The 26,720-nt window shown below is 30.1% G+C and carries 26 protein-coding genes and 1 other RNA gene; 15 read left to right on the forward strand and 12 right to left on the reverse strand.

The window, feature by feature from the left end:
* Nucleotides 1-23: 23 nt before the first annotated feature.
* The 7 genes from CX675_RS02590 to CX675_RS02620 all read right to left on the reverse strand — a co-directional run bounded on the left by CX675_RS02590 (nt 24) and on the right by CX675_RS02620 (nt 4,845).
* On the reverse strand, nt 24-869 hold the full coding sequence (locus CX675_RS02590) for a substrate-binding domain-containing protein (RefSeq protein ID WP_130733660.1): 846 nt from the start codon (nt 867-869) through the stop codon (nt 24-26).
* A 22-nt stretch (nt 870-891) separates the two neighbouring features.
* Complete coding sequence (locus CX675_RS02595) at nt 892-1,431, reverse strand: GNAT family N-acetyltransferase (protein ID WP_240723576.1); 540 nt, start codon at nt 1,429-1,431, stop codon at nt 892-894.
* Nucleotides 1,409-1,945, reverse strand: coding sequence for a GNAT family N-acetyltransferase (locus CX675_RS02600; RefSeq protein WP_130733661.1), 537 nt, complete (start codon nt 1,943-1,945; stop codon nt 1,409-1,411). The genes CX675_RS02595 and CX675_RS02600 overlap by 23 nt, the downstream gene beginning before the upstream one ends.
* A 6-nt stretch (nt 1,946-1,951) precedes the next feature.
* A complete protein-coding gene (locus CX675_RS02605) occupies nt 1,952-2,470 on the reverse strand; it encodes a GNAT family N-acetyltransferase (protein ID WP_130733662.1) in 519 nt (172 codons plus the stop codon).
* A 64-nt stretch (nt 2,471-2,534) separates the two neighbouring features.
* On the reverse strand, nt 2,535-3,401 hold the full coding sequence (locus CX675_RS02610) for a nucleoside phosphorylase (protein WP_130733663.1): 867 nt from the start codon (nt 3,399-3,401) through the stop codon (nt 2,535-2,537).
* Nucleotides 3,402-3,469: 68 nt separating this feature from the next.
* Nucleotides 3,470-3,805 carry a translation initiation factor gene (locus CX675_RS02615; protein ID WP_130733664.1) on the reverse strand — a complete coding sequence of 112 codons (336 nt, stop codon included), beginning with the start codon at nt 3,803-3,805 and terminating at the stop codon, nt 3,470-3,472.
* A gap of 86 nt (nt 3,806-3,891) precedes the next feature.
* Nucleotides 3,892-4,845: an isopenicillin N synthase family oxygenase gene (locus CX675_RS02620; RefSeq protein ID WP_130733665.1), complete on the reverse strand. Its 954-nt coding sequence runs from the start codon at nt 4,843-4,845 to the stop codon at nt 3,892-3,894.
* 203 nt (nt 4,846-5,048) lie between these two features.
* Here CX675_RS02620 and CX675_RS02625 point away from each other — a divergent pair, with 203 nt between their 5' ends.
* The gene (locus CX675_RS02625) at nt 5,049-7,025 is read left to right on the forward strand and encodes a thiamine pyrophosphate-dependent enzyme (RefSeq protein WP_130733666.1); all 1,977 of its coding nucleotides are present in this window, start codon (nt 5,049-5,051) and stop codon (nt 7,023-7,025) included.
* 40 nt (nt 7,026-7,065) lie between these two features.
* On the opposite strand, the gene CX675_RS02630 is transcribed toward CX675_RS02625, so the two are convergent.
* Nucleotides 7,066-7,773, reverse strand: coding sequence for an RluA family pseudouridine synthase (locus CX675_RS02630; RefSeq protein WP_130733667.1), 708 nt, complete (start codon nt 7,771-7,773; stop codon nt 7,066-7,068).
* Between the two features lie 663 nt (nt 7,774-8,436).
* Here CX675_RS02630 and CX675_RS02635 point away from each other — a divergent pair.
* Both CX675_RS02635 and CX675_RS02640 read left to right on the forward strand, forming a co-directional pair.
* A complete protein-coding gene (locus CX675_RS02635; protein WP_165395958.1) occupies nt 8,437-9,489 on the forward strand; it encodes a phosphoethanolamine transferase in 1,053 nt (350 codons plus the stop codon).
* Complete coding sequence (locus CX675_RS02640) at nt 9,486-10,247, forward strand: hypothetical protein (protein ID WP_130733669.1); 762 nt, start codon at nt 9,486-9,488, stop codon at nt 10,245-10,247. The genes CX675_RS02635 and CX675_RS02640 overlap by 4 nt, the downstream gene beginning before the upstream one ends.
* A gap of 20 nt (nt 10,248-10,267) precedes the next feature.
* Here CX675_RS02640 and panB read toward each other — a convergent pair whose 3' ends face one another.
* Nucleotides 10,268-11,086, reverse strand: a complete 819-nt coding sequence (gene panB, locus CX675_RS02645) for a 3-methyl-2-oxobutanoate hydroxymethyltransferase (RefSeq protein ID WP_130733670.1) — start codon at nt 11,084-11,086, stop codon at nt 10,268-10,270.
* A 135-nt stretch (nt 11,087-11,221) separates the two neighbouring features.
* On the opposite strand from panB, the gene CX675_RS02650 reads away from it, so the two are divergent.
* Nucleotides 11,222-11,653 carry a nuclear transport factor 2 family protein gene (locus CX675_RS02650; protein ID WP_130733671.1) on the forward strand — a complete coding sequence of 144 codons (432 nt, stop codon included), beginning with the start codon at nt 11,222-11,224 and terminating at the stop codon, nt 11,651-11,653.
* Between the two features lie 8 nt (nt 11,654-11,661).
* Here CX675_RS02650 and CX675_RS02655 read toward each other — a convergent pair whose 3' ends face one another.
* Nucleotides 11,662-13,083, reverse strand: a complete 1,422-nt coding sequence (locus CX675_RS02655) for an L-serine ammonia-lyase (RefSeq protein ID WP_130733672.1) — start codon at nt 13,081-13,083, stop codon at nt 11,662-11,664.
* 264 nt (nt 13,084-13,347) lie between these two features.
* On the opposite strand from CX675_RS02655, the gene CX675_RS02660 reads away from it, so the two are divergent.
* Together CX675_RS02660 and dnaK are read left to right on the forward strand one after the other, a co-directional pair.
* Nucleotides 13,348-14,253, forward strand: a complete 906-nt coding sequence (locus CX675_RS02660; protein ID WP_130733673.1) for a metalloprotease — start codon at nt 13,348-13,350, stop codon at nt 14,251-14,253.
* Between the two features lie 197 nt (nt 14,254-14,450).
* A complete protein-coding gene (dnaK, locus tag CX675_RS02665) occupies nt 14,451-16,337 on the forward strand; it encodes a molecular chaperone DnaK (RefSeq protein WP_130733674.1) in 1,887 nt (628 codons plus the stop codon).
* Between the two features lie 110 nt (nt 16,338-16,447).
* Here the strand turns inward: dnaK and CX675_RS02670 are convergent, their stop codons facing one another.
* Nucleotides 16,448-18,985 (reverse strand): zinc-dependent metalloprotease, encoded by a 2,538-nt coding sequence (locus CX675_RS02670; RefSeq protein WP_130733675.1) that lies wholly within the window; start codon nt 18,983-18,985, stop codon nt 16,448-16,450.
* 261 nt (nt 18,986-19,246) lie between these two features.
* Here CX675_RS02670 and CX675_RS02675 point away from each other — a divergent pair, with 261 nt between their 5' ends.
* The 6 genes from CX675_RS02675 (at nt 19,247) to CX675_RS02700 (ending at nt 23,460) form a co-directional block, all read left to right on the forward strand.
* Nucleotides 19,247-19,879 (forward strand): hypothetical protein, encoded by a 633-nt coding sequence (locus CX675_RS02675; protein WP_130733676.1) that lies wholly within the window; start codon nt 19,247-19,249, stop codon nt 19,877-19,879.
* A gap of 73 nt (nt 19,880-19,952) precedes the next feature.
* Nucleotides 19,953-20,903, forward strand: coding sequence for a nitronate monooxygenase family protein (locus tag CX675_RS02680; protein WP_130733677.1), 951 nt, complete (start codon nt 19,953-19,955; stop codon nt 20,901-20,903).
* A 4-nt stretch (nt 20,904-20,907) separates the two neighbouring features.
* Nucleotides 20,908-21,423 carry a DUF4442 domain-containing protein gene (locus CX675_RS02685; protein WP_130733678.1) on the forward strand — a complete coding sequence of 172 codons (516 nt, stop codon included), beginning with the start codon at nt 20,908-20,910 and terminating at the stop codon, nt 21,421-21,423.
* A 110-nt stretch (nt 21,424-21,533) separates the two neighbouring features.
* Nucleotides 21,534-21,905, forward strand: coding sequence for a hypothetical protein (locus CX675_RS02690; RefSeq protein WP_130733679.1), 372 nt, complete (start codon nt 21,534-21,536; stop codon nt 21,903-21,905).
* Between the two features lie 54 nt (nt 21,906-21,959).
* Nucleotides 21,960-22,451, forward strand: coding sequence for a hypothetical protein (locus CX675_RS02695; RefSeq protein WP_130733680.1), 492 nt, complete (start codon nt 21,960-21,962; stop codon nt 22,449-22,451).
* Nucleotides 22,452-22,980: 529 nt separating this feature from the next.
* The gene (locus tag CX675_RS02700; RefSeq protein WP_130733681.1) at nt 22,981-23,460 is read left to right on the forward strand and encodes a hypothetical protein; all 480 of its coding nucleotides are present in this window, start codon (nt 22,981-22,983) and stop codon (nt 23,458-23,460) included.
* Nucleotides 23,461-23,493: 33 nt separating this feature from the next.
* Here the strand turns inward: CX675_RS02700 and CX675_RS02705 are convergent, their stop codons facing one another.
* Complete coding sequence (locus CX675_RS02705; protein WP_130733682.1) at nt 23,494-24,567, reverse strand: glutaminyl-peptide cyclotransferase; 1,074 nt, start codon at nt 24,565-24,567, stop codon at nt 23,494-23,496.
* Nucleotides 24,568-24,656: 89 nt separating this feature from the next.
* Between CX675_RS02705 and ffs the strand changes: the two genes are divergently transcribed.
* The 3 genes from ffs to CX675_RS02720 all read left to right on the forward strand — a co-directional run bounded on the left by ffs (nt 24,657) and on the right by CX675_RS02720 (nt 26,686).
* Nucleotides 24,657-24,755: signal recognition particle sRNA small type (gene ffs, locus CX675_RS02710), an RNA gene on the forward strand.
* Between the two features lie 79 nt (nt 24,756-24,834).
* Nucleotides 24,835-25,833, forward strand: coding sequence for an enolase C-terminal domain-like protein (locus CX675_RS02715; protein WP_130733683.1), 999 nt, complete (start codon nt 24,835-24,837; stop codon nt 25,831-25,833).
* A 49-nt stretch (nt 25,834-25,882) separates the two neighbouring features.
* Nucleotides 25,883-26,686, forward strand: a complete 804-nt coding sequence (locus tag CX675_RS02720; protein ID WP_130733684.1) for an SDR family oxidoreductase — start codon at nt 25,883-25,885, stop codon at nt 26,684-26,686.
* Nucleotides 26,687-26,720 lie beyond the last annotated feature (34 nt).

Here is a 26,720-nt window from a genome sequence, read left to right on the forward strand (position 1 = left end):
TTTAAAACGATAAAATTAAGTATTTATTTAGCTATCGTTTCATATGGTACTATTTTTTCAATAATATTTAACGTATGAAGTTGGTTTTGAACTTTTTCTACCGTTTGTTTATCTATTTGTTTTTGTGACCAGTGTGTTAAGGATAACCATTCTTGTATATCTTCTGTTTTTTGATTGTATTTAGATGCTAATGTTCGGTCGATGCTAGGAATATGTTTGAATTCTTCTGTAGTAGCATTGATAATTTCTAAAATTTGAGTAACAACATGTCCTTCTTTTTCAAGAATTTCATTTCTAACAGCAATAACAAAACATGGCCAAGGAGTAGGGCAGTCAGCTACTTTTCTAAACGTGCCATTATCGACTAATGGTTTGGTCATAAAGCGTTCCCACATAAAATAATCCGCCATTCCTGAAGTTAAAGCAGTTACTGCACCATCTATAGTATTTACAATTTCAAATTGTAATTGATGTGTATCCCAATGATTATTTTGCGCATTTACATAACTCATTAAGTGCGATCCAGAGCCTAATCTTGAAATAGCAGCTTTGGTATTTTCTAAATCGGAAAGTGTTTGATACGAGGCATTAGCCGCAACATGAATCCCCCAAATTAGAGGACTTTTTACATATACTTGTACTATTTTAGAAGAATTTCCAGCAACAATATCTTTTATCATACCTTCGGTTAAGATAACTGCAATATCGGTTTCTCCGTCACGAAGCATTTGACACATTTTTCCAGTTCCTTCAGGTACATTGGACCATTGCAAATTAATTCCTGCTTCTTCAAATTCTCCATTTTCAATACATAAATGCCAAGGAAAATTAAAATGTTCTGGTACACCAGCTATTTTTATTGTTTTCATATTTTTTACTAAACTGTTTGTGTTATTTGTTTGTGTTTTTCAACTGCCACCATTTCCATAAAACACCTTCTGGATCTGGATAATCTTCTCTAAATTGCATCCCACATTTACTGAGTACTCTATTGGAAGCTCTATTCTGCGCATGAGTATACGCATTTATTTCATCAATATTCATTTGATTCATTCCATAATCTAACCAAAAATGAGTGGCTTCAGTTGCGTATCCTTTATTCCAAAATGGTGCGTTTAAACGATAGCCATAATCAAAGAAATTAGTGTTTCCATTTTCAACATGATCATTCACAAATTTTATGCCAGTCCAACCGATAAATTCGCCTGTATCTTTTAAGATTGTAGCAAAACGACCTATATTGTTTTCTTGGTATTGTCGTAGTACATATTCTATAACTTGAATGGATTCTAGAATATCTTTTGCAGGTTTATTCCAAAGATATTGGTGAACCAATGGATTGGCATCCATCGCAAACATGGCTTTTCCATCCGATAATTCTAAAGGACGAAATAGCAACCGTTCTGTTTCAAATTTGAGGTTCAAATTCATCTTTTTTAATTTTATACCAATTGTGTAATGTGTTATTTACTATATATTGATTTATTTTTTTAAACCCCACTTTTTCTAATAAATGGTTTGAAGCTCTATTTTCATTGTCGGCACAAGCATGAATTTCTGGCAATTTTAAACTCTTTAAACCATATGTAATCCAAAATTGAGCCGCTTCTGTGGCATAACCTTTGTTCCAATGCTTTTCAGCAAAACGATAACCTAAATCATAAAAATTTGAATACCCATTTTCTTCTGTTGCTCTCAATTTTAACCCTGAAAACCCAATTAATTCGTTTTTTTCTTTTAAAATTACGGCAAAGCGAGCTATTTCGTTTTTTTGGTGTTCATTTATAATTTTATCGAGATAATTTACTGAATCTGTTAATGATACAATTGGATTTCTTAAAAATCGATTGATTTTAGTACCTGAATGCATTTCTAAAAAAGCTTTTGCATCGGAAAATGTTAAAGGTCTTAATAATAACCGATTTGTTGTAAATTCTTGAAACATATTTGCTTATTTTGAGGCGTACCAAACACACGTAATGCTGTTATTCCAAAGGTATTCGTTTTTTAATTGTAATCCTATTTTTTCCAAGATTCTTCTAGAGCCTTTATTGTCAATATGTGCGGAAGCGTATAACGTGTCTACTTTTAAATTCGAAAAGGCAAATTCATACCAAACTTTAGCTGCTTCATAAGCATAGCTTTTTCCCCAGAATTCTTCTTTTAAACGATAACCAATATCATAAAAATTGGAATGATTGTTCTCTATTTCGGTAATAAATTTTAATCCACACCAACCCACAAATCGATTTCCATCTTTAGTAATCATAGCAAAACGACCTATTCCATATTGTTCATATTGTTGTAATACATTCTTGAGATAACCAATGCTCTCTTCTTTGGTTTTAAAAGGAGTATTACCTAGATAAATATGTACTTTAGGATTGCTATCCATAGCAAACATATCGTCGGCATCATTTAAATGTAATGGACGAAGAATTAATCGCTCTGTTTCTAATTTTAGATTCATATTTTATAATTTACAACTGTATGATATATAAAATTATAAGCAATCTATGAAAAACTATTTGAAATTAATGTACCAATTTTTCTAAGGTATAATCAATTAAGTTTTCAACTACCTCATATGGATTTTGACTAAAATCACCTGTCGCTCTGTTTGCGATAATGGCATTCAATGACAAACAATGATGTCCTAATAGCTTTCCTAAACCATAAATGGCAGCGGTTTCCATTTCAAGATTGGTCATTCGTGTGCCATTAAAATTAAAATTATCCATTTTGATATTCAATTCTGGATCTTGAATAGCTAATCGCAATACTCTACCTTGAGGTCCATAAAAGCCACCCGCTGTTCCTGTAAAGCCTTTGTGCATTTTAGAACTAAATATCTTTTTGGCTAATGTATCGCTACATTTAATAACATAGGGACGTCCTTTTTTTAAATCCCAATTGGTTTGCGCAATAAACGCTTCTTCAATTGTTGATTCTGAAATAGTATCTATTAAATAAGAACGTAACATATTGTCTAAACCAATTGCATATTCACTCATTACAAATGCATCTACAGGAATATCTTTTTGTAAGGAACCAGAAGTTCCAATACGCACAATATTAAGTGAGGTGTGTGTTTCTTTTGGTTTTTTGGTTTCTAAATTAATGTTTACCAAAGCATCCAATTCATTTATAACAATATCAATATTGTCTGGTCCTATTCCTGTTGAAATAACGGTTAATCTCTTTCCTTTATAACTACCAGTTTGTGTTTTAAATTCTCTTTTTTGAGTGGTAAATTCGATACTGTCAAATCGAGAGGTTATTTTTGAAACTCTATCTTGATCTCCCACAAAAATAATATCGTGAGCTATGTTTTCTGGTTTTAAGTTAATATGGTATAAACTACCATCTGGGTTTAATATTAATTCTGAATTTTTAATCATAATGTTATTGTGAGATTGCTTTGCAAGCTCAATATTTAAATTTTATAAATTGTCAATGTTATATTTTTTTAACCTCCAACTCGTTTTGTTTTAAAACCTTTATTTTGAAGGAATTGCATTATTTTATCACGATAATCGCCTTGTATGATAATTTCTCCATCTTTAAAACTACCACCTACAGCAAATTTATTTTTGATTTCTTTGGCTAATAATTTAAAGTCTTCTTCTTCACCTTCATATCCAGCAATAATTGTTGTTGGTTTTCCTTTTCTTTTTTCATATTTACAAATCATAGGTTCTTTTTGAACAAACAATTCATGTTCTGAAATTTCTGGTGTTTCTTCTTTTTCGTTTGATGGCTGATGATCTGGAAATAATTTTTTTAATTGGTCTTCTAAACTCATAAAAATATAGATTTAAAAAAAGCAAATTCCAAATCCCAAGTTATTACAATTGGAATTTGGAATTTTATAATTTGGAACTATTCCGATTACTTTTTGATTAATCCTAATTCCACTAGTCTTTCATGTAAGAACTCACCAGCGGTTATATCTTCGTATAGTTTTGGATTATTTTCATCAATACATTCTGGTAAGCAGTTTAAACTCATATCACTTACTGGATGCATGAAAAATGGAATAGAATATCGCGAACTCCCCCATAATTCTCTTGGCGGATTTACCACTTGATGAATTGTAGATTTCAATTTATTGTTCGTATGACGCGATAACATATCGCCCACGTTAATCATTAATTCATCAGGTTGTGCAATCGCATCTACCCATTCTCCATTATGGTTTTGTACTTGTAACCCTTTTCCTTGAGCTCCCATTAACAAAGTAATTAAGTTAATGTCTCCATGAGCAGCAGCTCTAACAGCGCCATCTTTAGGCTCATCTGTAATAGGAGGGTAGTGGATAGGTCTTAAAATACTGTTACCGTCTTTGATGTATTTGTCAAAATAAAACTCATCTAAACCAATGTATAAGGCTAAAGCTCTTAAAACATAAATACCTGTTTTTTCAAGCATTTGATAGGCTTGTTTTCCAACTGGGTTAAAATTAGATAATTCCGTTACCTGAACATTATCAGGATATTCGTTTTCGTATTTTGACCCTTCAGAAACATATTGTCCAAAGTGCCAAAATTCTTTTAAATCTCCTGCTGAACGCCCTTTAGCATGTTCTTTTCCGAAAGAGACATAACCTCTTTGCCCTCCAATACCAGGAATTTCATATTTTGATTTGGTTTCTAGAGGTAAATTGAAGAAATTTCTAACTTCAGCATATAAATCCTCTACTAATTTGTCATCTAAAAAATGACCTTTTAATGCTACGAAGCCGATTTCTTCGTAGGCTTTTCCGATTTCATTTACAAATTTTTGTTTACGTGCCGGATCGTCCGACAGGAAATCACGTAAGTCAACACTAGGAATTTGTTGCATACTAAAACTTTATTGTTAATAAATCTAAAGGCGCTTAGCCCAAGTAAATACAAATGTATTGATTTATTTTTAATTTAAAATGAGGAAGTTATCAACATTTTTTTGTGGTTGTCTTTTTTTGGAAAATAAATTTTATAACAAATCATTTTAAAAATGTTATTTTTTATATTTTTGAAATAAAATAATTTAGAAACCTAATTACCATGAACTTTGATAGAAAAGAGTTAAGTAATCCGCAACTTATAGATTTGTATAAAAAGCTTTTAAAACCAAGAATGATTGAAGAAAAGATGTTAATTCTTTTGCGTCAGGGTAAGGTTTCAAAGTGGTTTTCTGGAATTGGACAAGAAGCTATTTCTGTTGGTATTACTGCCGTTTTAGATAAAGACGAATACATTTTACCCATGCACCGTAATTTAGGTGTTTTTACTACTAGAGAGATTCCTTTATATCGTTTGTTTTCACAATGGCAAGGTAAAAAAACAGGTTTTACTAAAGGTAGAGACAGAAGTTTTCATTTTGGAACACAAGAATTTAAGATTGTGGGAATGATTTCTCATTTAGGGCCTCAAATGGGCGTTGCAGACGGAATAGCTTTAGCTAATAAATTGAAGAAAAATGGTAAAATTACGGCTGTTTTTACTGGTGAAGGAGCTACTTCTGAAGGAGATTTCCATGAAGCTTTAAATATTGCTTCTGTTTGGGATTTACCAGTTTTATTTGTAATTGAAAATAATGGATATGGACTTTCGACACCTACAAATGAACAATATCGTTGTGAAAATTTAGCAGATAAAGGAGTAGGTTATGGAATGGAAAGTCATATTATAGATGGGAATAATATTTTAGATGTTTTTCATAAAATTACAGAACTAAAAGCATCCATGATAGAAAATCCGAGACCTGTTTTATTGGAATTTAAAACTTTTAGAATGCGTGGTCATGAAGAGGCGAGTGGAACTAAATATGTGCCTCAAGAATTAATGGATTTATGGGCAGAAAAAGATCCGATTGCTAATTTTAAAGATTATTTATTTAGAACTTTTGTTATAAATGAAGATGATGATGCTTTAATTAAAGAGCGAATTAAAGCAGAAATAGACGAACATTGGGCGAAAACTCAGTTGGAACCCGAGGTGGAAGCTAATTTAGAGGAAGAATTAAATGATATGTATGAACCTTACGAACATGAACAATTTTTTCATTCTGATGCCACTGAAAATATAAGAGTTATTGATGCCATTTCAAGTGCCTTAAAATTGTCGATGGAAAAACATGATAATTTAGTGATTATGGGCCAAGATATAGCTGAATATGGAGGTGCATTTAAAATTACAGAAGGTTTTGTAGCCGAATTTGGTAAAGAAAGAATTAGAAATACACCAATTTGTGAAAGTGCCATCGTTTCTGCTGCAAACGGATTATCGATAAACGGATACAAAGCAATTGTAGAAATGCAATTTGCAGATTTTGTTTCTACCGGTTTTAACCCCATTGTAAATTTATTAGCAAAGCAACATTATCGCTGGAATGAAAAAGCCGATGTAGTAGTGAGAATGCCTTGTGGAGGTGGAACTCAAGCAGGACCTTTTCATTCGCAAACCAATGAAGCTTGGTTTACCAAAACACCAGGATTAAAAGTGGTTTACCCTGCTTTTCCTTATGATGCAAAAGGACTTTTAAATACGGCTATTAATGACCCAAATCCAGTTTTGTATTTTGAGCATAAACAATTGTATAGAAGTGTTTATCAAGATGTACCTGTAGATTATTACACCATTCCTTTTGGAAAAGCGGCTTTGTTAAAAGATGGAAATGAAGTAACTATTATTTCTTTTGGAGCAGGAGTACATTGGGCTTTAGAAACGTTATCAAAAAATCCTGATATTTCAGCGGATTTGATAGATCTAAGATCATTACAACCCCTTGATGTAGAGACTATTTTTAATTCTGTGAAGAAAACGGGTCGTGTTATTATTTTACAAGAAGACACCCTTTTTGGAGGTATTTCAAGTGATATTTCTGCTTTAATCATGGAAAATTGTTTTGAACATTTAGACGCTCCAGTAAAAAGAGTAGGTAGTGTTGAAACGGCAATACCATTTGTAAAAGCACTGGAAGATCAATATTTGCCTAAAAATAGATTTGAAATGGAATTAATTACTTTATTGAAGTATTAATCTAGGATATAGAAAAGGGAACTAAATGTAGTTCCCTTTTTTAATTTTTATTTTCTAAAGCATTCCAAATTACTTCATTAGGAGTAGGAGCAACAAAAACTAAATTTTCTTTGGTAACAGGATGCATAATTTCCAGTTTTCTGGCATGTAAATGGATTCCTCCATCTGGATTGCTTCTGTCAAAACCATATTTCAAATCTCCTTTTATTGGGCAACCGATTGCTGTTAATTGTGCTCTAATTTGATGATGTCTCCCAGTATGCAATAGAATTTCTAAACCAAAATAATGGTCCAGTTTTTTAAAAACAGTATACTCTAAACTTGCATTTTTACTCTCAGGTACTTCTTTTACATGTGCCTTTGAAGTGTTATTCTTTGGATTTCTTTTTAAAAAATGAACTAAAATGTCTTTTGTTTTTGGAGGATTATTTTTTACCACAGCCCAATAGGTTTTTTTAGTATCTCTATTTTTAAAGCTTTCGTTTAATCGTGTTAATGCTTTTGAAGTCTTAGCAAAAACAACTATACCAGTTGTGGGTCTGTCTAAACGATGAATAACACCCAAAAAAACTTCTCCAGGTTTATTGTATTTTTCTTTAAGGTATTCTTTTACTACATCAGAAAGAGGTTTGTCACCCGTTTTATCTCCTTGCACAATATCTCCCACTCGTTTATTGATTACAATAATGTGGTTGTCTTCATGTACTATTTGTAGATTGTTTTTGGTTGAAATAATTTTCGATGACATTTATACTGGATTTATAAGATACAAATGTACTATTTTATTAAATTTTCTTTTCATTTGATTTATTAAATTGAATCATTTTGAAATGAAAATAATCTTATTAAATATGATATATTTGTAACAATGGAAAAACTATTAAAAAATAAGATTTTTTTTTTCTTTCAACTATTTGTCTTTTTTTATCCAGCTTTAGCTACATTTTCTATACCTTTTCTTTTGCATGGTATTTATTTTAAGACAGATATAGTTCAAAATGTACTACTTGGTATATTATTGTTTCTTTTTTCAAATTTCTATTTAACAAAAAATAAAATAATCCTACTGATTCTACTATTTTTTGTTTATTTATTTTCATTAATAGAAACATTTTATTTAATAACTTTTAGAAGTTATCTTACAAGTTCAAGTATTTTTATTTTTTTTGAATCCAATTTTTCTGAAATTAGTTCTTTCACAAACGAATATTTTACCCTTACATTTTTTTTAATTGCTACAAGTTTTGTTTTGATATATTCCACTTTTACGATTCTATTACGCAAGAAAATTATTTGTTTGCCCTATATAAATTTAAAAAAGCAAACTAAAATAGTATTTAAAATAATTTTATTTTTAGGTTTTATTTTATTGATAATTCCACCACTCAACAAGAGTTACTTTCCAATGGTTATGCTAGAAGCAATTCAAGATTACAAATTGCAAATGATAAGTTATAATAATCAGAAGTTTAATAAAACTAGTGATTATTTTAAGAATGTGACTTTAAAAAAGGATTCGATACCAGAAACTTATGTTTTAGTTATAGGCGAATCTACAACAAAAAATCATATGGAATTATACGATTATTATAGAAACACGACTCCTTTATTGCATTCGATTTCTAATGAGCTGCTTGTGTATAATAATGTAATTTGCCCTAATACACACACTTTAACGGCATTGGAAAAAGTATTAACCTTAGGTACAACCGATAATTTAGATTTAAAATATAAAGGTAATTTGTTGCAATTGTTTAATCAAGCAGGTTTTACTACTTATTGGATATCAAACCAAAAACCAACAGGAATATGGGATAATTTTATTACAGGAATTGCGAATAGTTCCCATCATAAGTTTTTTTATAATATTTCAGATAACAAATCTCCGTACGATGAAGTCCTTTTTGAAACTTACAAATCAGTTTTAAAAGAAAAGACTAGTAAAAAGTTAATTATACTACATTTAATGGGAACGCATTTATCATATAAAGATCGTTATCCAAACTCGTTTAATGTTTTTGTAAATAAACCGAAAACTAAATTCAATACAAAAGAAGTCTTTGAAACCATAAATAATTACGATAATTCTATTTTATACCAAGATTATATTTGGTTTTCTATTATTGAACTTTTAAAAAGAGAAAATCAAAAAGCAGCTGTTTTATGCTTATCTGACCATGGAGAAGAGGTATATGAAAGTATAGATTTTTTTGGTCATACTGAAACAAAGGGGACGAAATCTATGTACGAAATTCCATTTCTTTTATGGCTTTCAGATAAAAAAAAGGATGAAAAAAATAATTTAGTTTTCGATGTTAAAAGAAGATATTGTTCTGAAGATTTAATTTATTCGATGGCAGATTTAGCAGGAATACATTTTACTGCTTTTCATTCTAAAAAAAGTATTTTAAATGTTAATTATATGCCTTCTAAAAAGGTAGTAATAAAGATTTTAGAAAAATGAAGCATTACATGGGAAAAAAAGGAAAAAGAGTACTAATAGTCTTGATTAGTTTTGCAGTTTTATCATTAATTTTTTATTCTAATCAAACTATTGCTATTTTATTTGCTCCTAAAATTATGGTACATCGAGTAAATAGTATGGAGAAATTAGAGGAAGTAAAGAATAAGTATAGAGGAGTTGAGCTAGATATTGTGTTTGATTCTTTGAGAAATGTTTTTGATGTAAATCATCCACCAGCAAAAAGCATACAGTTAGATTTAAAAACCTATTTTTCAAATAGTAAAGGAGTAAATGATTTATTCATTTGGCTGGATTTTAAAAATTTATCTGAGAGTAATCAGACGAATGCTATAAATCGATTGAATGAAATAGTGATTCAAAATCATCTTATAAAAAAAAATATAATTTTAGAAACTACTAATCCAAAATTAGCTTTGGCTTTTAAAGATGCAGGTTACAAGACCTCATATTATTTACCACCTTATCTATACACTAAATCTAAAGATAGTTTGGCCTATTATATTTCTATAATAAGCCAAAAGAATACAATTTATCCTACAGATTATCTTTCATTTGATTATAGGGATTATACAATTGTAAATAAATATTTTAAAACCAAGAAGAAATTAACTTGGTTTGCCAATGAATCATCTTACACAAAAAAAATTCCTTCAAAAATAAAATTATATAAAATATTATTCGATAGAAATGTGCATCATGTTTTATTGCCCTATGTTTCCAAAAAAGGAAATAGATAAAATTATAATTGATTTACTTCTTAATATTGCTCGTTTTCATTTGGAAAGTCAACTGCTTTAACATCAGTTACATATTGGCTAATAGCTGTTGTCATATCTTCATACAAATTCATGTATCTTCTTAAAAATCTTGGACTAAACTCATGTGTCATACCAATCATATCATGCAATACTAATACTTGACCGTCTACACCGTTTCCTGCTCCAATGCCTATCACAGGTATAGAAATACTTTTGGCTACTCTTTCTGCTAAACTAGCTGGTATTTTTTCTAATACAACAGCAAAACATCCTACTTTTTCAAGCATTTTAGCATCTTCAATTAGTTTTTCAGCTTCTGCTTCTTCTTTAGCTCTAACGGTATAAGTTCCAAATTTATAAATAGATTGAGGTGTTAATCCTAAATGACCCATCACAGGTATTCCAGCATGTAAAATACGTTTGATTGAATCCTTAATTTCTTGACCACCTTCTAATTTAACGGCATGACCACCACTTTCTTTCATAATTCTAATAGCAGAACGCAACGCTTCTTTTGGATCTGATTGATAACTTCCAAAAGGTAAATCGACAACCACTAAGGCTCTTTCAACAGCTCTAATTACTGAAGAGGCATGATAAATCATTTGATCTAAAGTAATTGGTAAAGTGGTTTCATGTCCAGCCATAACATTGCTAGCTGAATCACCTACTAAGATCACATCTACACCAGATGAATCTACAATTTTAGCCATAGTGTAATCATAGGCTGTTAGCATGGAGATTTTTTCTCCATTGTCTTTCATTTCAATTAATGTTCTAGTGGTAATTCTTTTATAATCTTTTTTAGCTACTGACATAATGTTTTATGGGGATTTATCCTGAATTGAGGTAAAAATTAAATAATTGTTTTTATAAGAATGTAAAATTAACATATTCTTAGAAACTGTAACTATTTTTAAGAAAAAACTACTAATACTAATAAATAAAATAAGATGAAAAAAATAGTATTATATTTTTTGTTACTTTCTTTTACAGCTTTAAAAGCACAAGAAGTTAATCCTAAAGCCACAATTGTAGCTTTTTTTAATGCTTTTCATGCAAAAGATACCGTTAATTTGCAAAAAATTTCTCATAAAGAAATTAGTATACAAACGATTGCTACCACTAAAGAGGAGGAAAAATTAATTACAGAAAAATATTCCGATTTTTTAAAATCTATAAGTGCTATTCCAAATACAGTAAAATTCGAAGAGAGAATTTTAGATTATCAAATACAAATAGACGGTGGATTAGCACACGTATGGACTCCTTATGAATTTTACATTAATAATACGTTAAGTCATAAAGGAGTCAATTCTTTCACATTATTAAAACAGAATAATGGATGGGTTATTATTCATATAATAGATACGAGAAGAAAATAGATAAAAGGTTAGCAATCAGCTAAATTTACACCAATCGCTAAACCACCTTCTGAGGTTTCTTTGTATTTAGTATTCATGTCTTTTGCTGTTTCCCACATGGTGTTTACTACCTTGTCTAAAGGAACTTTGGTATTCTTTGCGTCTGTTTCCAATGCAAGTTCGGCAGCATTAATAGCTTTAATAGCTCCCATGGTATTCCTTTCTATACAAGGAACTTGAACTAATCCACCAATAGGATCACAAGTTAATCCTAAATGATGTTCCATAGCTATTTCAGCAGCTATCATTACTTGCTCTGGCGTGCCACCCATAACTTCACATAAACCTGCAGCGGCCATTGCACTAGAAACACCTATTTCGGCTTGACAACCACCCATGGCAGCAGAAATTGTAGCTCCTTTCTTGAAAATACTACCAATTTCTCCAGCAGTCATTAAAAACTGTTTGATTTGTTCTTCGTTTGCTTGATGATTTTCAATAACTAAATAATACATTAAGACAGCAGGAATTACTCCAGCACTTCCATTTGTAGGTGCTGTTACAACTCTTCCTAATGAGGCATTTACTTCGTTTACAGCCAAAGCAAAACAACTTACCCATTTTAGAATTTGTCTAAATTTTACTTCTGTTTGTCTAATAATTTGCATCCAAGAATAGGGACTATCATAAGGTAATACACCAATCATATTTTTATGCATATCATAGGCTCTTCGTCTCACATTTAATCCTCCAGGTAATATCCCTTCAGAATGACAACCAATGTACATACATTCTAGCATTGTGTCCCAAACACGCATTAACTCGTTATGAATAGCTGCTTCACTTCGCATAGATTTTTCATTTTCATATACTATTTCCCAAACCTTTTTGTTTTCACTTTGACAATAAACTAACAATTCTGAAGCTTTATCTATGGGAAATGGAAAAGCGCATTTTATTTCTTCATTTGCAGCCGAATTAATTCGTTCTTCTACAACTACAAATCCGCCACCAATGGAGTAATAGGTATTTTCATATTCAGAATCTGTGGTGTAAGCGGTAAATTTAATGCCATTAGCATGAAAAGGTAAAAATTCGCGATTAAAAACAATATCTTCTTCAAGATGAAAGGGAATAATTATTTCATTACCTAGAAATAGTTCTTTTTTATTTTTAATAGCAGATATTATTACATCAATACTTTCAACTGGAATGTATTCAGGATCAGCACCACTTAAGCCTAACATTACAGCTAAATCTGTTGCATGTCCTTTACCAGTTAACGATAAAGAACCATATAAATCAACTTTAATTCTATTAATAGAATCTATTAACTCTTTTTCTTTTAGTTCTTTGATAAATCTTTCTGCTGCTCTCCAAGGTCCTAAAGTATGAGAGCTAGAAGGGCCAATACCGATTTTTAACATATCAAAAACTGAGATACATTCCATGGGACTTTTTTTATTTACAAATATAGAATAGAAAATTAAATTTAGATTATTATTTAAAAATTCTTATTTCGTTATATTTTTTTGACGAAGGTTGTTTTTTGTTAATTTTTTAGAAATTTTTAGAAAAAATACCGACAAAAGTTCTTTTTTATAGATATGTTGCTTTTAATTGAAAAAATTAACTTTTAAGACAGATTTAATGTAAAATTAATAATAAAAAAATACATAATATTGTCATATTAATAACCTTAACTATTTTTAATAATGAAAACAAATTTCAGACATGCTTCTCTTTTTTTAGGAGCATTAGCATTAAGCACGATGCTTTCTTGTAGTAAAGACGAAGAAACAACTCTTGATTCTCAAGACGAAGTTTTATCAGTAGTAGATCAACAACCTAATAGCAGAGAAGGAGACTGTGGTTATGTTGATGGAAACTGGAGTTCAACAGCTAGTCTTTATACAAGTTTGCCAAACAGTGGAAGTACCAGAAACTCTAGTTTAGTTACTTCACAGAATAGTGCTATTGCGTCTTTTTGGGGAAGATCAGCTCCTACATTCCGTTATGTAAGAGATTTGTCTAATCCAAACTCAACTTTCAACGCTATTTCTTATAGTAATGGAAAAATTTATTTTGGTGAAGCTATTTTCAAATGGGCTTATGATAGAGACAATTCTAACTTAATCAATGTAATGATTTTAGCACATGAATATGGTCATCAATTACAATATGCTTATGGTCTACCTTCTCGAAATGAGTCAACGGCAAGAGCTGCAGAATTAGAAGCAGATGGGTTTGCAGGTTACTATTTAAGAAGAGGATATGGTAAGTCTACTTTTTCTGCTATAGCATCAGCTTCTGAAGCGGCTTATGCAATTGGTGATTACTCTACTACAAGTCCCGGTCATCATGGAACACCTCCACAAAGAAGATCAGCTGTTCGTTTAGGATTCCTTTTAGCTGATCCAGGAAATCCAAAATTATCAGCATCTAGTTTTGATTATAACTTCTTTTATTACTATAATGGAGTGTTAAATGGAACATATAGAATGGCTAAACCAGATGGAATTAGCCAAGAATTCCACGATTTTATGTTATCTCATATGGAAGAACTAGGAAAAATTGCTAGAGGAGAAATGTCTGAAGAAGAATATATCAACTTAAGATAATTCTAACTATCTAAATTTATAAGAAGGGTTGCCAGTAGGTAACCCTTTTTTTATGACATTCTGTCATTGGTAAAAAAAAGTTATGACAAAATTCTGACAAATAGGTAATAAATTGTTCTTGGCATAATGATTGACTATATGGTTAACAAGTTTTAAAGAATAAAATAAAAAACACACAATAAATTAAGATTAAAATTATGAGTAAAATTATTGGAATTGATTTAGGAACAACAAATTCATGTGTGGCAGTTATGGAGGGTGGAGAACCTGTTGTAATTGCAAACGCAGAAGGAAAAAGAACAACTCCTTCAGTAATTGCATTTGTAGAAGGAGGAGAAATTAAAGTAGGTGACCCTGCAAAAAGACAAGCGGTAACTAATCCAACAAAGACGATTGCTTCTGTAAAACGTTTTATGGGTAATAAATATTCAGAAAGTGCTAAAGAAGCATCAACAGTTGCTTACAAAGTAGTTAAAGGTGATAATGATACGCCACGAGTTGATATTGATGGTAGATTATACACACCACAAGAATTGTCAGCTATGACACTTCAAAAAATGAAAAAAACGGCTGAAGATTATTTAGGAGCATCAGTAACCAAAGCAGTTATTACCGTTCCAGCTTATTTTAATGACGCACAACGTCAAGCTACTAAAGAAGCAGGTCAAATTGCTGGTTTAGAAGTAATGCGTATTATTAATGAGCCAACTGCAGCTGCTTTAGCTTATGGTTTAGATAAACAAGGTAAAGATCAAAAAATTGCCGTTTATGATTTAGGTGGAGGTACTTTTGATATCTCGATCTTAGAATTAGGTGATGGTGTATTTGAAGTATTATCTACAAATGGGGACACACATTTAGGAGGTGATGACTTTGATCAGGTAATTATTGATTGGTTAGCAAATGAATTTAATACAGCTGAAGGTATCGATTTACGTAAAGATCCAATGGCTTTGCAACGTTTAAAAGAAGCGGCTGAAAAAGCTAAAATTGAATTATCATCTTCTACACAAACAGAAGTTAATTTACCTTATGTTACAGCAACAGCAACAGGACCTAAACACTTAGTACAAACATTAACAAGAGCTAAATTTGAACAATTATCTGAAAATTTAGTAAAACGTTCGATGGATCCAGTGGCTAAAGCATTAAAAGATGCAGGTTTATCTACTTCTGATATTGATGAAGTTATCTTAGTAGGTGGTTCTACACGTATTCCTGTTATCCAAGAGCAAGTTGAAAAATTCTTTGGTAAAAAGCCTTCTAAAGGTGTAAATCCAGACGAAGTAGTTGCTATTGGTGCAGCGATTCAAGGTGGAGTATTGTCAGGAGATGTAAAAGACGTATTATTATTAGACGTAACACCATTATCATTAGGTATTGAAACTATGGGAGGTGTTTTAACTAAATTGATTGAAGCGAATACAACTATTCCTACTAAGAAATCACAAGTTTTCTCTACAGCAGCAGATAACCAACCATCAGTTGAAATCCATGTTTTACAAGGAGAAAGACCAATGGCGCAAGATAATAAAACAATTGGTAGATTCCATTTAGACGGTATTCCACCAGCAGCTAGAGGAATTCCTCAAATTGAAGTAACTTTTGATATTGATGCAAATGGTATTATTAAAGTTTCTGCTACCGATAAAGGAACTGGTAAATCACACGATATTCGTATTGAAGCATCTTCAGGATTAACTCCAGAAGAAATTGAAAAAATGAAGAAAGATGCTGAAATGAATGCAGAAGCAGACAGACAAGCAAAAGAAAAAGTGGACAAATTAAATGAAGCAGATTCTATGATTTTCCAAACTGAAAAACAATTAGCTGAATTTGGTGAAAAATTATCTGAAGGTAACAAATCAGCTATTCAAGGAGCTTTAGAAGAATTGAAAGCAGCTTATGAATCTAAAGATGTAGCTACAATTACTCCAGCTTTAGATAAAATTAATGAAGCTTGGAAAAATGCATCTGAAGAAATGTACAAAGCACAGGCTGAAGGTGGAGCGCAAGAAGCACAACCACAAGGAGAAGCTTCTGGTGATCAAACTCAAGATGTAGATTTTGAAGAAGTAAAGTAAATTTTTTTCTTAATATTTAAAAGAAACCCGAGTAAAATACTACTCGGGTTTTTCTATATAAAAAACCGTTTACTTATTGGTAAACGGTTTTGTTTTTATAAAAGATACTATTATTTTGGGTCTAAAGCCAAATCAATTTTTGATAATAAATCTTGTAAATGGAATTTACTTAATCGATCACTAGTTAGGGTTAATGCTGTTTTAATTTCTCTTTTTAACTCCGATAACTGACCTCTAGAAATTGAAGGAATATCCGTTTCATTATAACTTACCGTTCTTCTATTTAACGCTCTAGCTGTTTGTTTTCCTTCCACATCTAAAGCTTGAATTAATTCATTAGTATATAATTTTTGTAAATTTCTTCGATATATATCTATGGTTTTTCCAGTCTTTAATTCTGAAAAAATTCCTTTTCTTAAATCTCCCATTAGTTCATCCACTGAATAGTTGTCTTTACTTAATGAGGATGTTTCAATTAATCGAATTAATCTATCTCCTGATAATAAACTTGATAAAGTGCTGTTTTGTAAAGCTTTAATCGATTCTACACCATTGTCTGGGTTTATTTTTGAAAGGATATTTAGGTCTAAAATCCAAGTTGGTGTTGCAAATAAATTTTCATTTAAAAAGGCCACTGCATCATTTTGTATAGTACTCGGAACAACTTCATACTGTGCGCCTTCCATATCGTAGGTTTTAGGTGTTTCATATATTCCTCCTACATTTTTAGTTACATGCCCCATATATCTTCTGAATTGACCGACTAATGATCCATATAAATCTTGTAATTCAGAATAATCTTCTCCATCTTCTTTACTCCATTGAATTAAATTAGGTAAAATTCGTTTTAGATTTTTAATTCCATAAGCAGAAGCTTTCATGGCGTTATCTCCTAAATCTTCCGTTTGATATCTTGGATCATACGGACTTGTTTCTGTTCCAAACCATAAACGACGATTTTTATAGGCTTCTTTTGTCATCGTATTTAACATGGCTTTTTCTTCTTCTTCATTTTTAGCATCATCAAAATAGGAATAACCCCATTTAATAGCCCATTTATCATAATCTCCTATTCTTGGGAATAAATCTGTAATATTATCTTCGGGTTGTGCTACATAATTAAAACGGGCATAATCCATGATTGAAGATGTATGGCCATTTTTTTCAATAAACTCTTTGTTGCGTAACATTTCTACTGGAGTGGCATTACTTGCTCCCATGTTATGACGTAAACCTAGAGTATGTCCCACTTCATGAGAAGACACAAAACGAATTAATTCTCCCATCAATTTGTCATCAAACTTTTTATTTCTTGCTCTTGGATCTACTGCAGCAGTTTGAACTAAGTACCAATCACGTAATAAACTCATTACATTATGATACCAACCAATATGACTTTCCATAATTTCTCCAGTTCTTGGATCATGAACATTTGGTCCATAAGCATTTGGAATATCAGCAGCAAAATAACGTAAAACTGAAAAACGAGCATCTTCTAAACTCATTGTTGGGTCATTTTCTGGCCAGTATTCACCACGAATTGCGTTTTTCCAACCAGCAAATTCAAATGCTTCTTTCCAATCGTCAATACCTTGTTTAATAAAAGGCTTCCATTTGTCTGGTGTAGCTGGATCGATATAGTATACAATTGGCTTTTTAGGTTCTATCAATTCTCCGTTTTTTTGTCTTAGTGCATCTTCTTCATTTTTCGGTTCAAGTCTCCATCTTACTGCAAATACTTCTTTATCAGCTTTTAAAGATTCTTCTTTAAAAACATCATAATGATTAGCAAAATACCCAACCCGCTTATCGAAAGCTCTTTTACGCATTGGTTTTTCTGGAAGTAATAACATAGATGTATTTAATTCTAAAGTAACCACACCAGCATCTAAACCTGAAGGTAAATCTACTCCAATTTTTGGGGATGGGTTTCTTGAAATTTTTGGTTGTTCTGTTGAGAACGTTTTTACGCTTCTTATTTCAGTATTAATAGGGAAACTTTTTATATCCTGTATAAACGATTTATCTTTCTGAAATGATTGAATACTTAATAATTGCTTATTAATTGGACTTAGCGAAAATGTTTGAACATCAGCATCAAATGTTGCATTCATATCTATTACATATCCAATATTTTCTTTACCAGAAGCATCTTTTTTATATGCTAAAATATCATAGTTACCAATTATTGGATCAGAACTCGAATTTTTCACAGCTCGTGCAATAGGTTTGTCTTCATCTGGAGACATAATTACATAGGTAATCGATCGTAAAAGAATATTATCATTTAATCCTTTTTCAAATTTTACTACTTGTCTATTAATTTCTTCCCCTCCAAATATACCACCACCAGCTGGTGTTTTAGAATATCTTGTGATGGTCATAATTTCCTTCCCGATTAAAGAGTCAGAAATTTCAAATAGAAATTTTTTGTCTACTTTATGAATATCAATTAATCCTCTTTGCGTTACAGCTGAAGAATCAATAACCTTATTATAAGGTTTCGGACCTTTTTTTTCATCTGTTTTTTTTGCTGAAGCAGTTGTACTTGCTTTAGCATCTCTTTTTTTGTTTTTTCTTTGACCATAACTATCAACCCCAAACAAAAAAATCAAACAAGTTGCTAGTAGTGTTACTTTTTTTAACATAAATTAAATTATTGGTTATTTTGGTTTTGTTAATTTCAAATTTATTTGAAAAAAACCAGATTTATTTATTTCTTAATAAATTATTAGAATTATTTAACATTTTTTATTTTTTCATTACAAAAAAGAAGTATTTTGTGTTTTATCTTTTGTTTGTCTATTTTTTGTATTTTGGTATGCAAAAATGAAATAAAATCTTAAAAAAATAGTTTATAAATAATATTTAATAAAAAACAACTAACAACCCCTTAATTTGAAATAAATATGAAAAGAATATTTTTAGTTTCGTTGCTAATCTTATCCACTGTTTGCTTTTCACAAAAGAAAAAATCTACTACTAAAAAAAGTAATGCAAAAACTGTTTTAGCTAAAGTTGATAATATTTCAGCAGAAATGATTAGTGTTAACAAGCAAAAACAAATCGTTTTATTTGTTACCAATGGTAATGTACTAGATACGCTGAAATTAAAAACATCCGATAATCTCGATTTTAAACCACTTAATTTTGCGATTTCATCTTATACAACAAATAATGTAAAACTATATTATGTGCATTGGGAAGAAAATAATGTGATTAGTACTAAATTAAAAAAGGAAGATGAAAACTTTGTAGAATCTCAAATTTGGAATGTATCTAAAAAAGAATTACTTATTGGTAATATTCAAAAAACAAGCCATATAGTAGAAACTGTTTTTTTGGATAAAAATAAAACAGCTTCAGAAACTCAAGAACGTAATAGAAGAGAAGGTTTTGAATTTAATTTATTGCCTAATGGCGATTTTATTTTAAAAAATAAAACTCAGCAAAATACCTATACTTACAATGTTACTGCTGATAAATATGAAATGAAAAAAGGTAGTTATTCTAAAGCATCTTCTTCTAAAAAAAGAAGGTAATATAGATTATTAAATAGTATGCATGCATACTATTTAATAAAACTTTACTATATTTGAATAAAAATACAGTAAAATGGAAAAACCAAATTTGACCACTATATTAGGAATAAAACATCCCATTATCATGGCGCCTATGTTTTTAGTCTCAAATACCAAAATGGTAATTGAAGGTATGAAAAATGGTGTTGCGGGTTGTATACCTGCATTAAACTATCGTACATTAGAAGAATTGAGAGCTTCTATTCATGAGTTGAAGAATGCCAAGGTTGAAGGAGGTAGTTTTGGATATAATTTAATCGTAAATAAATCGAATGTAAAGTACAAAGAACAATTAAGAATATTATGTGAAGAAAGAGTAGACTTCATTTTAACTTCTTTAGGTAGTCCTGAAGAAACAATTCGAGAAGCACATAAAGTAGGAATAAAAGTTTTTTGTGATGTAACCGATTTAAATTTTGCAAAAAAAGTAGAAAGCTTAAATGCAGATGCTTTAATAGCGGTTAATAATCAAGCTGGGGGACATAGAGGGAATATTAGTCCTGAAGAATTGATAAAGCAATTGAATGAAGGCACTTCATTACCAGTTATTTCAGCAGGTGGAGTGGGTAGAAAGGAAGATGTTGATAAAATGTTACAATACGGCGCTATTGGTGTTTCTGTAGGGAGCCCATTTATTGCTTCTATTGAAGCTGGTGTTTCTGATGAATATAAGCAAGCTTGTGTAGATTATGGAGAGAAGGATATTGTAATGACAGAAAGAATATCGGGTACACCTTGTACTGTTATTAATACTCCTTATGTTCAAAAAGTAGGAACCAAACAGAGTTGGTTAGAACGCATTTTAAATAAGAATAAATCCTTAAAGAAATGGGTTAAAATGGTTCGTTTTTACATTGGGATGAAAGCTACAGAGAAAGCAGCAAAACAAGTTACTTATAAGACAGTTTGGGTTGCTGGACCAAGTATTGAGTACACTAAAGCTATTTTGCCTGTAAAAGATATTGTAGCCCATTTGACAGTATAATGTGATGTATGACGCTCTATTTCAATTTTTAAATCGATTTTTTAAAAAAGCTACATTGTTCAAAACGATGTTTAATATTTCTCCTATGTATAGGAGAAGTTGTGGAAGAATTATATCTGTTTCTGAAGATTTACTTACAGTAAAAGTGATTATTCGGTTGAGTTATAAAAATAGAAACTATGTAGGTTCTATGTTTGGAGGCAGTTTGTTTGCTGCCACTGATCCTATTTATATGATTCAATTAATGCAGATTTTGGGAAAAGAATATGTAGTTTGGGATAAAGCCACTGAAATTAAATTCAAGCGTCCTGCTTATCAAAACGCTTTTGTTACGTTCGATTTTACTTCTGATGAAATTCAACAAATAATTGAGAATGTAAAAAATGAAAATGAGATCGATTTGGTAAAACCATTATTTATTACAGATAAAAACGGAAAAGTATTCACAGAAGTAACTAAAACAATTTATATAAGTTCTAAATCGTATTATAAGGAAAAAAGAGCTAGAAAAACATCGTAACAATATATTATTAAGTTTAACTATAATTAGTAAAGCAAAAATAAATTAACATTATTTTTGCTTTTTTTCATGTTAAAAGTGGTTAACTTTACTCTAATTAATGTGTTACAATGAGTAAGTATTTCAAATACTTTATATTTCTATTTTTTTCTTCTCTTTTATATTGTAGTAAAAGTGATTTTAAAGATATATCTAATGTTCAATTGGTTTCCATTTCAGAGCATCAATTTGTAACAGTATATTCAAAATACGATTGCAATACTTCTCTATTTGAAAACCCAAACTCATTTATAGAAGAAACCAATGAAAGTTGTGTTGATACTGAAAAAAATAACCCTTTTTATCCTTTTTACACTACTAATAATACAAGTAGAGAACAGTTTTTTTCATTTTTAAGCACTTTAAATGAGAAAAATTTAAATCACAATTTGTTTACCTTTTCAAAGTTCCAAATTATTTATCCTTTTCATAGTTTTTGGTAATCAACATTATTTTTTAAATCAAAATAGAAATAATTAATCAAAACTTAAATTAAAATGAATGCATTTGGAAACATAATAGGAATATTGATTTTTATAATAATCTTTATTCCTATCTTACTCATAAATAACAAATTAAATAAAAAAAGAAAGCGTCTTATTGATGCATTAAACCAATTTGCTGCTCAGGAAAATAAACGAGTAACAGAATTTGACACTTGGACAGATAATTCTATTATTGGAATAAGTACCGATAAAGAATATCTTTTCTTTATTAGAAACAAAAATGACTATCACACTAAAATTAAAATTCCTGTAAACCAAATAAAAAATAGTTACACGAATCAACAAAAAAATAATTCAAAATCTATTGCGTTTTTAGAATTAATTTTTGAAATGCAGCATCAAAATGAAAACATACGATTGGAGTTTTTTAAAGCGGATAAAAAAGATGCTATTATGGGAGAAGAATTGCGTATTGCCAAAAAATGGATAGCAAAAATTACTGAAGACCTACCAAAACCTAAAGTACTATTATATTTTACATGAATAAAAGGGAGATTTTTTCTCCCTTTAAAAATGAAAACAATTATAATGTTTACTTTTTATTACATTTGTATCTTTAAATGCCCTTTTCTACAAAAAATATAAAACTCCTTTGTACTATAACGATTAGTTTTATCGTTGTTTTATTGTTTTCTTTATTTACTAATACTGTAGATAAGAAAAAGGACATAGTATCTTTAAAATTAAATTCTTTCCAGCAGAATCTTACAAATCACTCAGAGCATGCTGTTTTGTCATCAATCGAATATCATTTTACAGCTGTAACGCGTGGAATTTCTCAAAAAGAATTTACAAATAAGCGTTTTTTTATTGCAAAAACTGCAACCAAAAGAAACAGCATTGTTAATGAAAAAAGATTTAGCAAGTATATTTCACTTACCATACTTGATTCGCATATTTTAATTGGAAAATTAAATCTTCTAAAGATTATTTTCCCTTTTCACCAATTCTGGTAAATACATTCTTTTTTACAGATTACATAACTTAAAATAATTTTAAAAATAAAAAAGACATGGATTTATCTAGTGCCTTAATAGGTTCTGTTTTTATAATTTTAACAGGATTACCTATCTACATAATTAATAGAAGTACAAAAAAGAAAAAAGAAATTTTGATGCAAAACTGTAAGCATGAATTAGGAATTACAGAACCAATATTAGAATATGATATATGGAATTCCAATGAATCAATTATTGCTCTAACTGAAACAAAATTATTTTTTGCAATAAAAAATGATGCTAATTTTATTTCACAAAGTATTTGTGTTCAGGATATTATTAGTTGTAAAACAAGGAAAGAGTTTGCAAATCAATCTGCAACTCATGGTAATAAAGTAATTAAAGGTTTGTTTCTTGATATTACTTTAAATGATACTGTAAATAGTGTTTCTGTTCCTTTTTTTCAATTAGATTCCAAAAATTTTATGATTACAAATGAAATTAATCTTGCAGATAAATGGGTAACAAAGATGTATCAATTGCATCAAAGTTAATAAATAGAAAAGCCGAGTTTAACTCGGCTTTTCTTATTCTAAGATAATTTCAAATGCTTTATCCCAATTTTTACCCGTTACAAAAATGGTTTTTGTTTTTGGGTTATATGCAATACCATTTAAAACATCAACATCTGGATGTTGTGTGATTTTTGTTTTTAAATCACTCAAATTCATGATACCTTCTACAGCACCATTTTTTGGATTAATAACAGCAATGGCATCTCTACCATATACATTGGCCCATATTTTTCCATCAATCCATTCCAATTCATTTAGTGCTTCAATTTTAGATTTCTTGGTATATACATTTATATAGTCTACTTCTTGAAGCGTTTCAGGGTCTAAGATGTAAATTTTTTCACTACCTTCACTCATGTAGATATTTTTGCCATCATTGGTTAAACCCCAGCCTTGCATTTGCTTAAAATACTTAAAAGTTTTAATCTTTTCAAAAGTATCTGCATTGTAAACATACCCTTCATTATTCAACCAGGTTAATTGGTATACTTTATTATTTAAGATGGTAATTCCTTCTCCAAAATATTCTTGAGCAAGAGGCACTGTTTTATACACTTCCCCTGTTTTATAATTTGTTTTACGTAAACTGGAAATTCCTCTAGTTCCTGTACCTTTTCCTTCACCGTTACCAGTTCCTTCGAAAAGTGTATCTCTGTAAAATTCATAACCTTGTGTATACGCTTTGATATCGTGTGGGTAGGTGTTTATAATTTTATATTTTAATTCTTTAGGATTAATGTTAGAAGCTACCATAAAATTAGCATTGGCTTCATAGGAAGTATTATTTGCATAAATCACAGCTTTTACACTCTGATAACCTAACTTTTGATTTTCTAAATCAAACTTAAAAGGAGAATTATTTTTTACAGAACCAATTCTGTTTTCATTGATTGTGTAAACAACAGAATCTATAGTTTCTTTATTTTCGTTTTTTATAACCAAATTAACGCGTTCATCTAATTGATAAACCTGCTTTAAGGCAGATGTATCAATAGAAAATAATTTTTTTTCATCATTTTTATCTTTCCCACAGGAATTAATAAAAAGGCTTAATAGTATGAAAGCGAATGGCTTAAGATTCATCATTACAGTAAATTTTTATTAGTACAATATACAACGATTTTTTAAAGTTACAATTACCCTTGCAAAAATATAAAATGTTTGTATATTTGCACCGGCAAGTCCTACACGACCAGCTCCTGCAGACTCCCCCAGGGTGGGAACGCAGCAAGGGTAAGCGGTTGTAGCGGTGCGATGTAGGTCGCTTGCCATTTTTTTATTTTTTACATGTTTTTTATATTTCTGTAGTCTCCTTTTAGGAGATTTTTTATTTTTATACCAATTCTATAAGGTATGAAATTAAGTTGGAAACATGTTCAATTACAATTAAAAGAAACTTTTACCATTAGTTATGGTTCTTATACCAATAGAGAAGCAATTATTGTTTCATTAAGTTGTAATGGTTTATTTGGTTATGGAGAATGTACCGCAATTGATTATTATGGTATTAAAATTAAAGACTTAATAACGGTCTTAGAACAAATTCAAAGTAAAATAGAAAAGCAACCCATTGAACATCCAGTGTTTTTTTATGTTTTTTTACAACAACTTAAATTGTCTACTTTTTTAACTTCTGCATTGGATTGTGCTTATTGGGATTTATTTGGTAAGCTTGAGAATAAAAATTTTTTAACTCTTAATACAATTTCATTTAATGCTCTTCCAGAATCATCTATTACTATAAGTATCGGCTCTCTTAAGGAACAATTGGAGAAGATTAATAGCTTGAATTGGTCAAAAATAAAAGTAAAATGTAATTTTTTTAATTTAAAAGATATAGAACTACTTTTAAAAACTAACAAAGCGATTGCATTAGATGCTAATGGGAGTTTTTCAATTGAAGATTGTAAAATGCTAGAAAATAATAGTATTTCGGAACAATTGAGTTACATAGAACAGCCCATGCCTATTGGTTACCAAAATTATGCACAATTAGATGCTTCAAAAAAAGTAAATTGGATGGCAGATGAAGATTGTCAGGGAAAGGAAAGCTTATCAAATTTAAAAGCACATTATAAAACAATTAATATTAAATTAGTAAAAGTAGGTGGGTTAACACCTGCTTTAGCGTTAATTGAGGAAGCTAAAAGGGCTCATTTTAAAATTATGATTGGTTGTATGACTGAAAGTACAGTAGGTATTTCTGCAGGAGCGGTTTTAACTCCTTTCGCAGATTATGTGGATTTAGATGGAGCTAATTTAATAGCTAATGATTTGGCGTTGGGAACAAGTATTGAAAATGGAAAGATTCTACTTTCTGAGCAACCCGGATTAGGAATTTATATGAAATAGTTTTAAATAACTTATTAAAAGTTTTAATTTCGCGTTTTAAATATAAAAAATGAGCAAAGTTATTTTTATTACAGGAGCATCATCAGGAATTGGTAAGGCTATTGGAGAATATTTATTAGATAAAGGATTTGTAGTATATGGAACAAGTAGAAATCCTGAAACCGTTTCTAATTCGAGGATACCGTTATTAGCTTTAGATGTAAGAAACGTAGAAAGTATCCAAACTGCTGTAGCTGCATTAATTGCTAAAGAAAACAGGATAGATGTACTCATTAATAATGCAGGTGTAGGAATTACAGGACCATTGGAAGAAATTCCTGCAACAGAAATAAAAAATAATTTTGAAACTAACTTATTTGGTCCTATAGAAGTAATGAAGACTGTTTTACCACAAATGAGAACTCAAAAAAGTGGATTAATTATCAATATCACCTCTATTGCTGGTTATATGGGATTGCCTTTTAGAGGCGTATACTCGGCTTCTAAAGGAGCTTTAGAATTAATTACTGAAGCAATGAATATGGAAGTACAATCATTTGGTATTCGAATTACTAATGTGGCTCCAGGTGATTTTGCAACCAATATTGCTGCAGGAAGATATCATGCACCTGTTGTTAAAGGTTCTGCTTATGAAAAAACATATGGTATGACATTAGATATGATGAATAGACATGTAGATTCTGGAAGTGATCCTAAAGAAATGGCAGCTGTTGTCCTAAAAATTATTACATCTAAAAAACCGAAAATTCACTATAAAGTAGGTGCTTTTATGCAAAAGTTTTCCATTGTACTTAAAAGAGTTTTACCAGATACAGTTTATGAGCGTTTATTAATGAATCATTATAAGTTGTAATATTTTATTTCTAAATCTGAATAAATAAATCGTA

Source organism: Flavobacterium sp. J27, assembly GCF_004303025.1.
Taxonomy (GTDB): domain Bacteria; phylum Bacteroidota; class Bacteroidia; order Flavobacteriales; family Flavobacteriaceae; genus Flavobacterium.

Bases quoted from the DNA above. Each gene is read 5' to 3' on its own strand.
- CX675_RS02590 (WP_130733660.1), bottom strand. From the start codon at position 869: ATGAAAACAATAAAAATAGCTGGTGTACCAGAACATTTTAATTTTCCT.
- CX675_RS02595 (WP_240723576.1), bottom strand. From the start codon at position 1,431: ATGAATTTGAACCTCAAATTTGAAACAGAACGGTTGCTATTTCGTCCT.
- CX675_RS02600 (WP_130733661.1), bottom strand. From the start codon at position 1,945: ATGTTTCAAGAATTTACAACAAATCGGTTATTATTAAGACCTTTAACA.
- CX675_RS02605 (WP_130733662.1), bottom strand. From the start codon at position 2,470: ATGAATCTAAAATTAGAAACAGAGCGATTAATTCTTCGTCCATTACAT.
- CX675_RS02610 (WP_130733663.1), bottom strand. From the start codon at position 3,401: ATGATTAAAAATTCAGAATTAATATTAAACCCAGATGGTAGTTTATAC.
- CX675_RS02615 (WP_130733664.1), bottom strand. From the start codon at position 3,805: ATGAGTTTAGAAGACCAATTAAAAAAATTATTTCCAGATCATCAGCCA.
- CX675_RS02620 (WP_130733665.1), bottom strand. From the start codon at position 4,845: ATGCAACAAATTCCTAGTGTTGACTTACGTGATTTCCTGTCGGACGAT.
- CX675_RS02625 (WP_130733666.1), top strand. From the start codon at position 5,049: ATGAACTTTGATAGAAAAGAGTTAAGTAATCCGCAACTTATAGATTTG.
- CX675_RS02630 (WP_130733667.1), bottom strand. From the start codon at position 7,773: ATGTCATCGAAAATTATTTCAACCAAAAACAATCTACAAATAGTACAT.
- CX675_RS02635 (WP_165395958.1), top strand. From the start codon at position 8,437: ATGCTAGAAGCAATTCAAGATTACAAATTGCAAATGATAAGTTATAAT.
- CX675_RS02640 (WP_130733669.1), top strand. From the start codon at position 9,486: ATGAAGCATTACATGGGAAAAAAAGGAAAAAGAGTACTAATAGTCTTG.
- panB (WP_130733670.1), bottom strand. From the start codon at position 11,086: ATGTCAGTAGCTAAAAAAGATTATAAAAGAATTACCACTAGAACATTA.
- CX675_RS02650 (WP_130733671.1), top strand. From the start codon at position 11,222: ATGAAAAAAATAGTATTATATTTTTTGTTACTTTCTTTTACAGCTTTA.
- CX675_RS02655 (WP_130733672.1), bottom strand. From the start codon at position 13,083: ATGGAATGTATCTCAGTTTTTGATATGTTAAAAATCGGTATTGGCCCT.
- CX675_RS02660 (WP_130733673.1), top strand. From the start codon at position 13,348: ATGAAAACAAATTTCAGACATGCTTCTCTTTTTTTAGGAGCATTAGCA.
- dnaK (WP_130733674.1), top strand. From the start codon at position 14,451: ATGAGTAAAATTATTGGAATTGATTTAGGAACAACAAATTCATGTGTG.
- CX675_RS02670 (WP_130733675.1), bottom strand. From the start codon at position 18,985: ATGTTAAAAAAAGTAACACTACTAGCAACTTGTTTGATTTTTTTGTTT.
- CX675_RS02675 (WP_130733676.1), top strand. From the start codon at position 19,247: ATGAAAAGAATATTTTTAGTTTCGTTGCTAATCTTATCCACTGTTTGC.
- CX675_RS02680 (WP_130733677.1), top strand. From the start codon at position 19,953: ATGGAAAAACCAAATTTGACCACTATATTAGGAATAAAACATCCCATT.
- CX675_RS02685 (WP_130733678.1), top strand. From the start codon at position 20,908: ATGTATGACGCTCTATTTCAATTTTTAAATCGATTTTTTAAAAAAGCT.
- CX675_RS02690 (WP_130733679.1), top strand. From the start codon at position 21,534: ATGAGTAAGTATTTCAAATACTTTATATTTCTATTTTTTTCTTCTCTT.
- CX675_RS02695 (WP_130733680.1), top strand. From the start codon at position 21,960: ATGAATGCATTTGGAAACATAATAGGAATATTGATTTTTATAATAATC.
- CX675_RS02700 (WP_130733681.1), top strand. From the start codon at position 22,981: ATGGATTTATCTAGTGCCTTAATAGGTTCTGTTTTTATAATTTTAACA.
- CX675_RS02705 (WP_130733682.1), bottom strand. From the start codon at position 24,567: ATGATGAATCTTAAGCCATTCGCTTTCATACTATTAAGCCTTTTTATT.
- CX675_RS02715 (WP_130733683.1), top strand. From the start codon at position 24,835: ATGAAATTAAGTTGGAAACATGTTCAATTACAATTAAAAGAAACTTTT.
- CX675_RS02720 (WP_130733684.1), top strand. From the start codon at position 25,883: ATGAGCAAAGTTATTTTTATTACAGGAGCATCATCAGGAATTGGTAAG.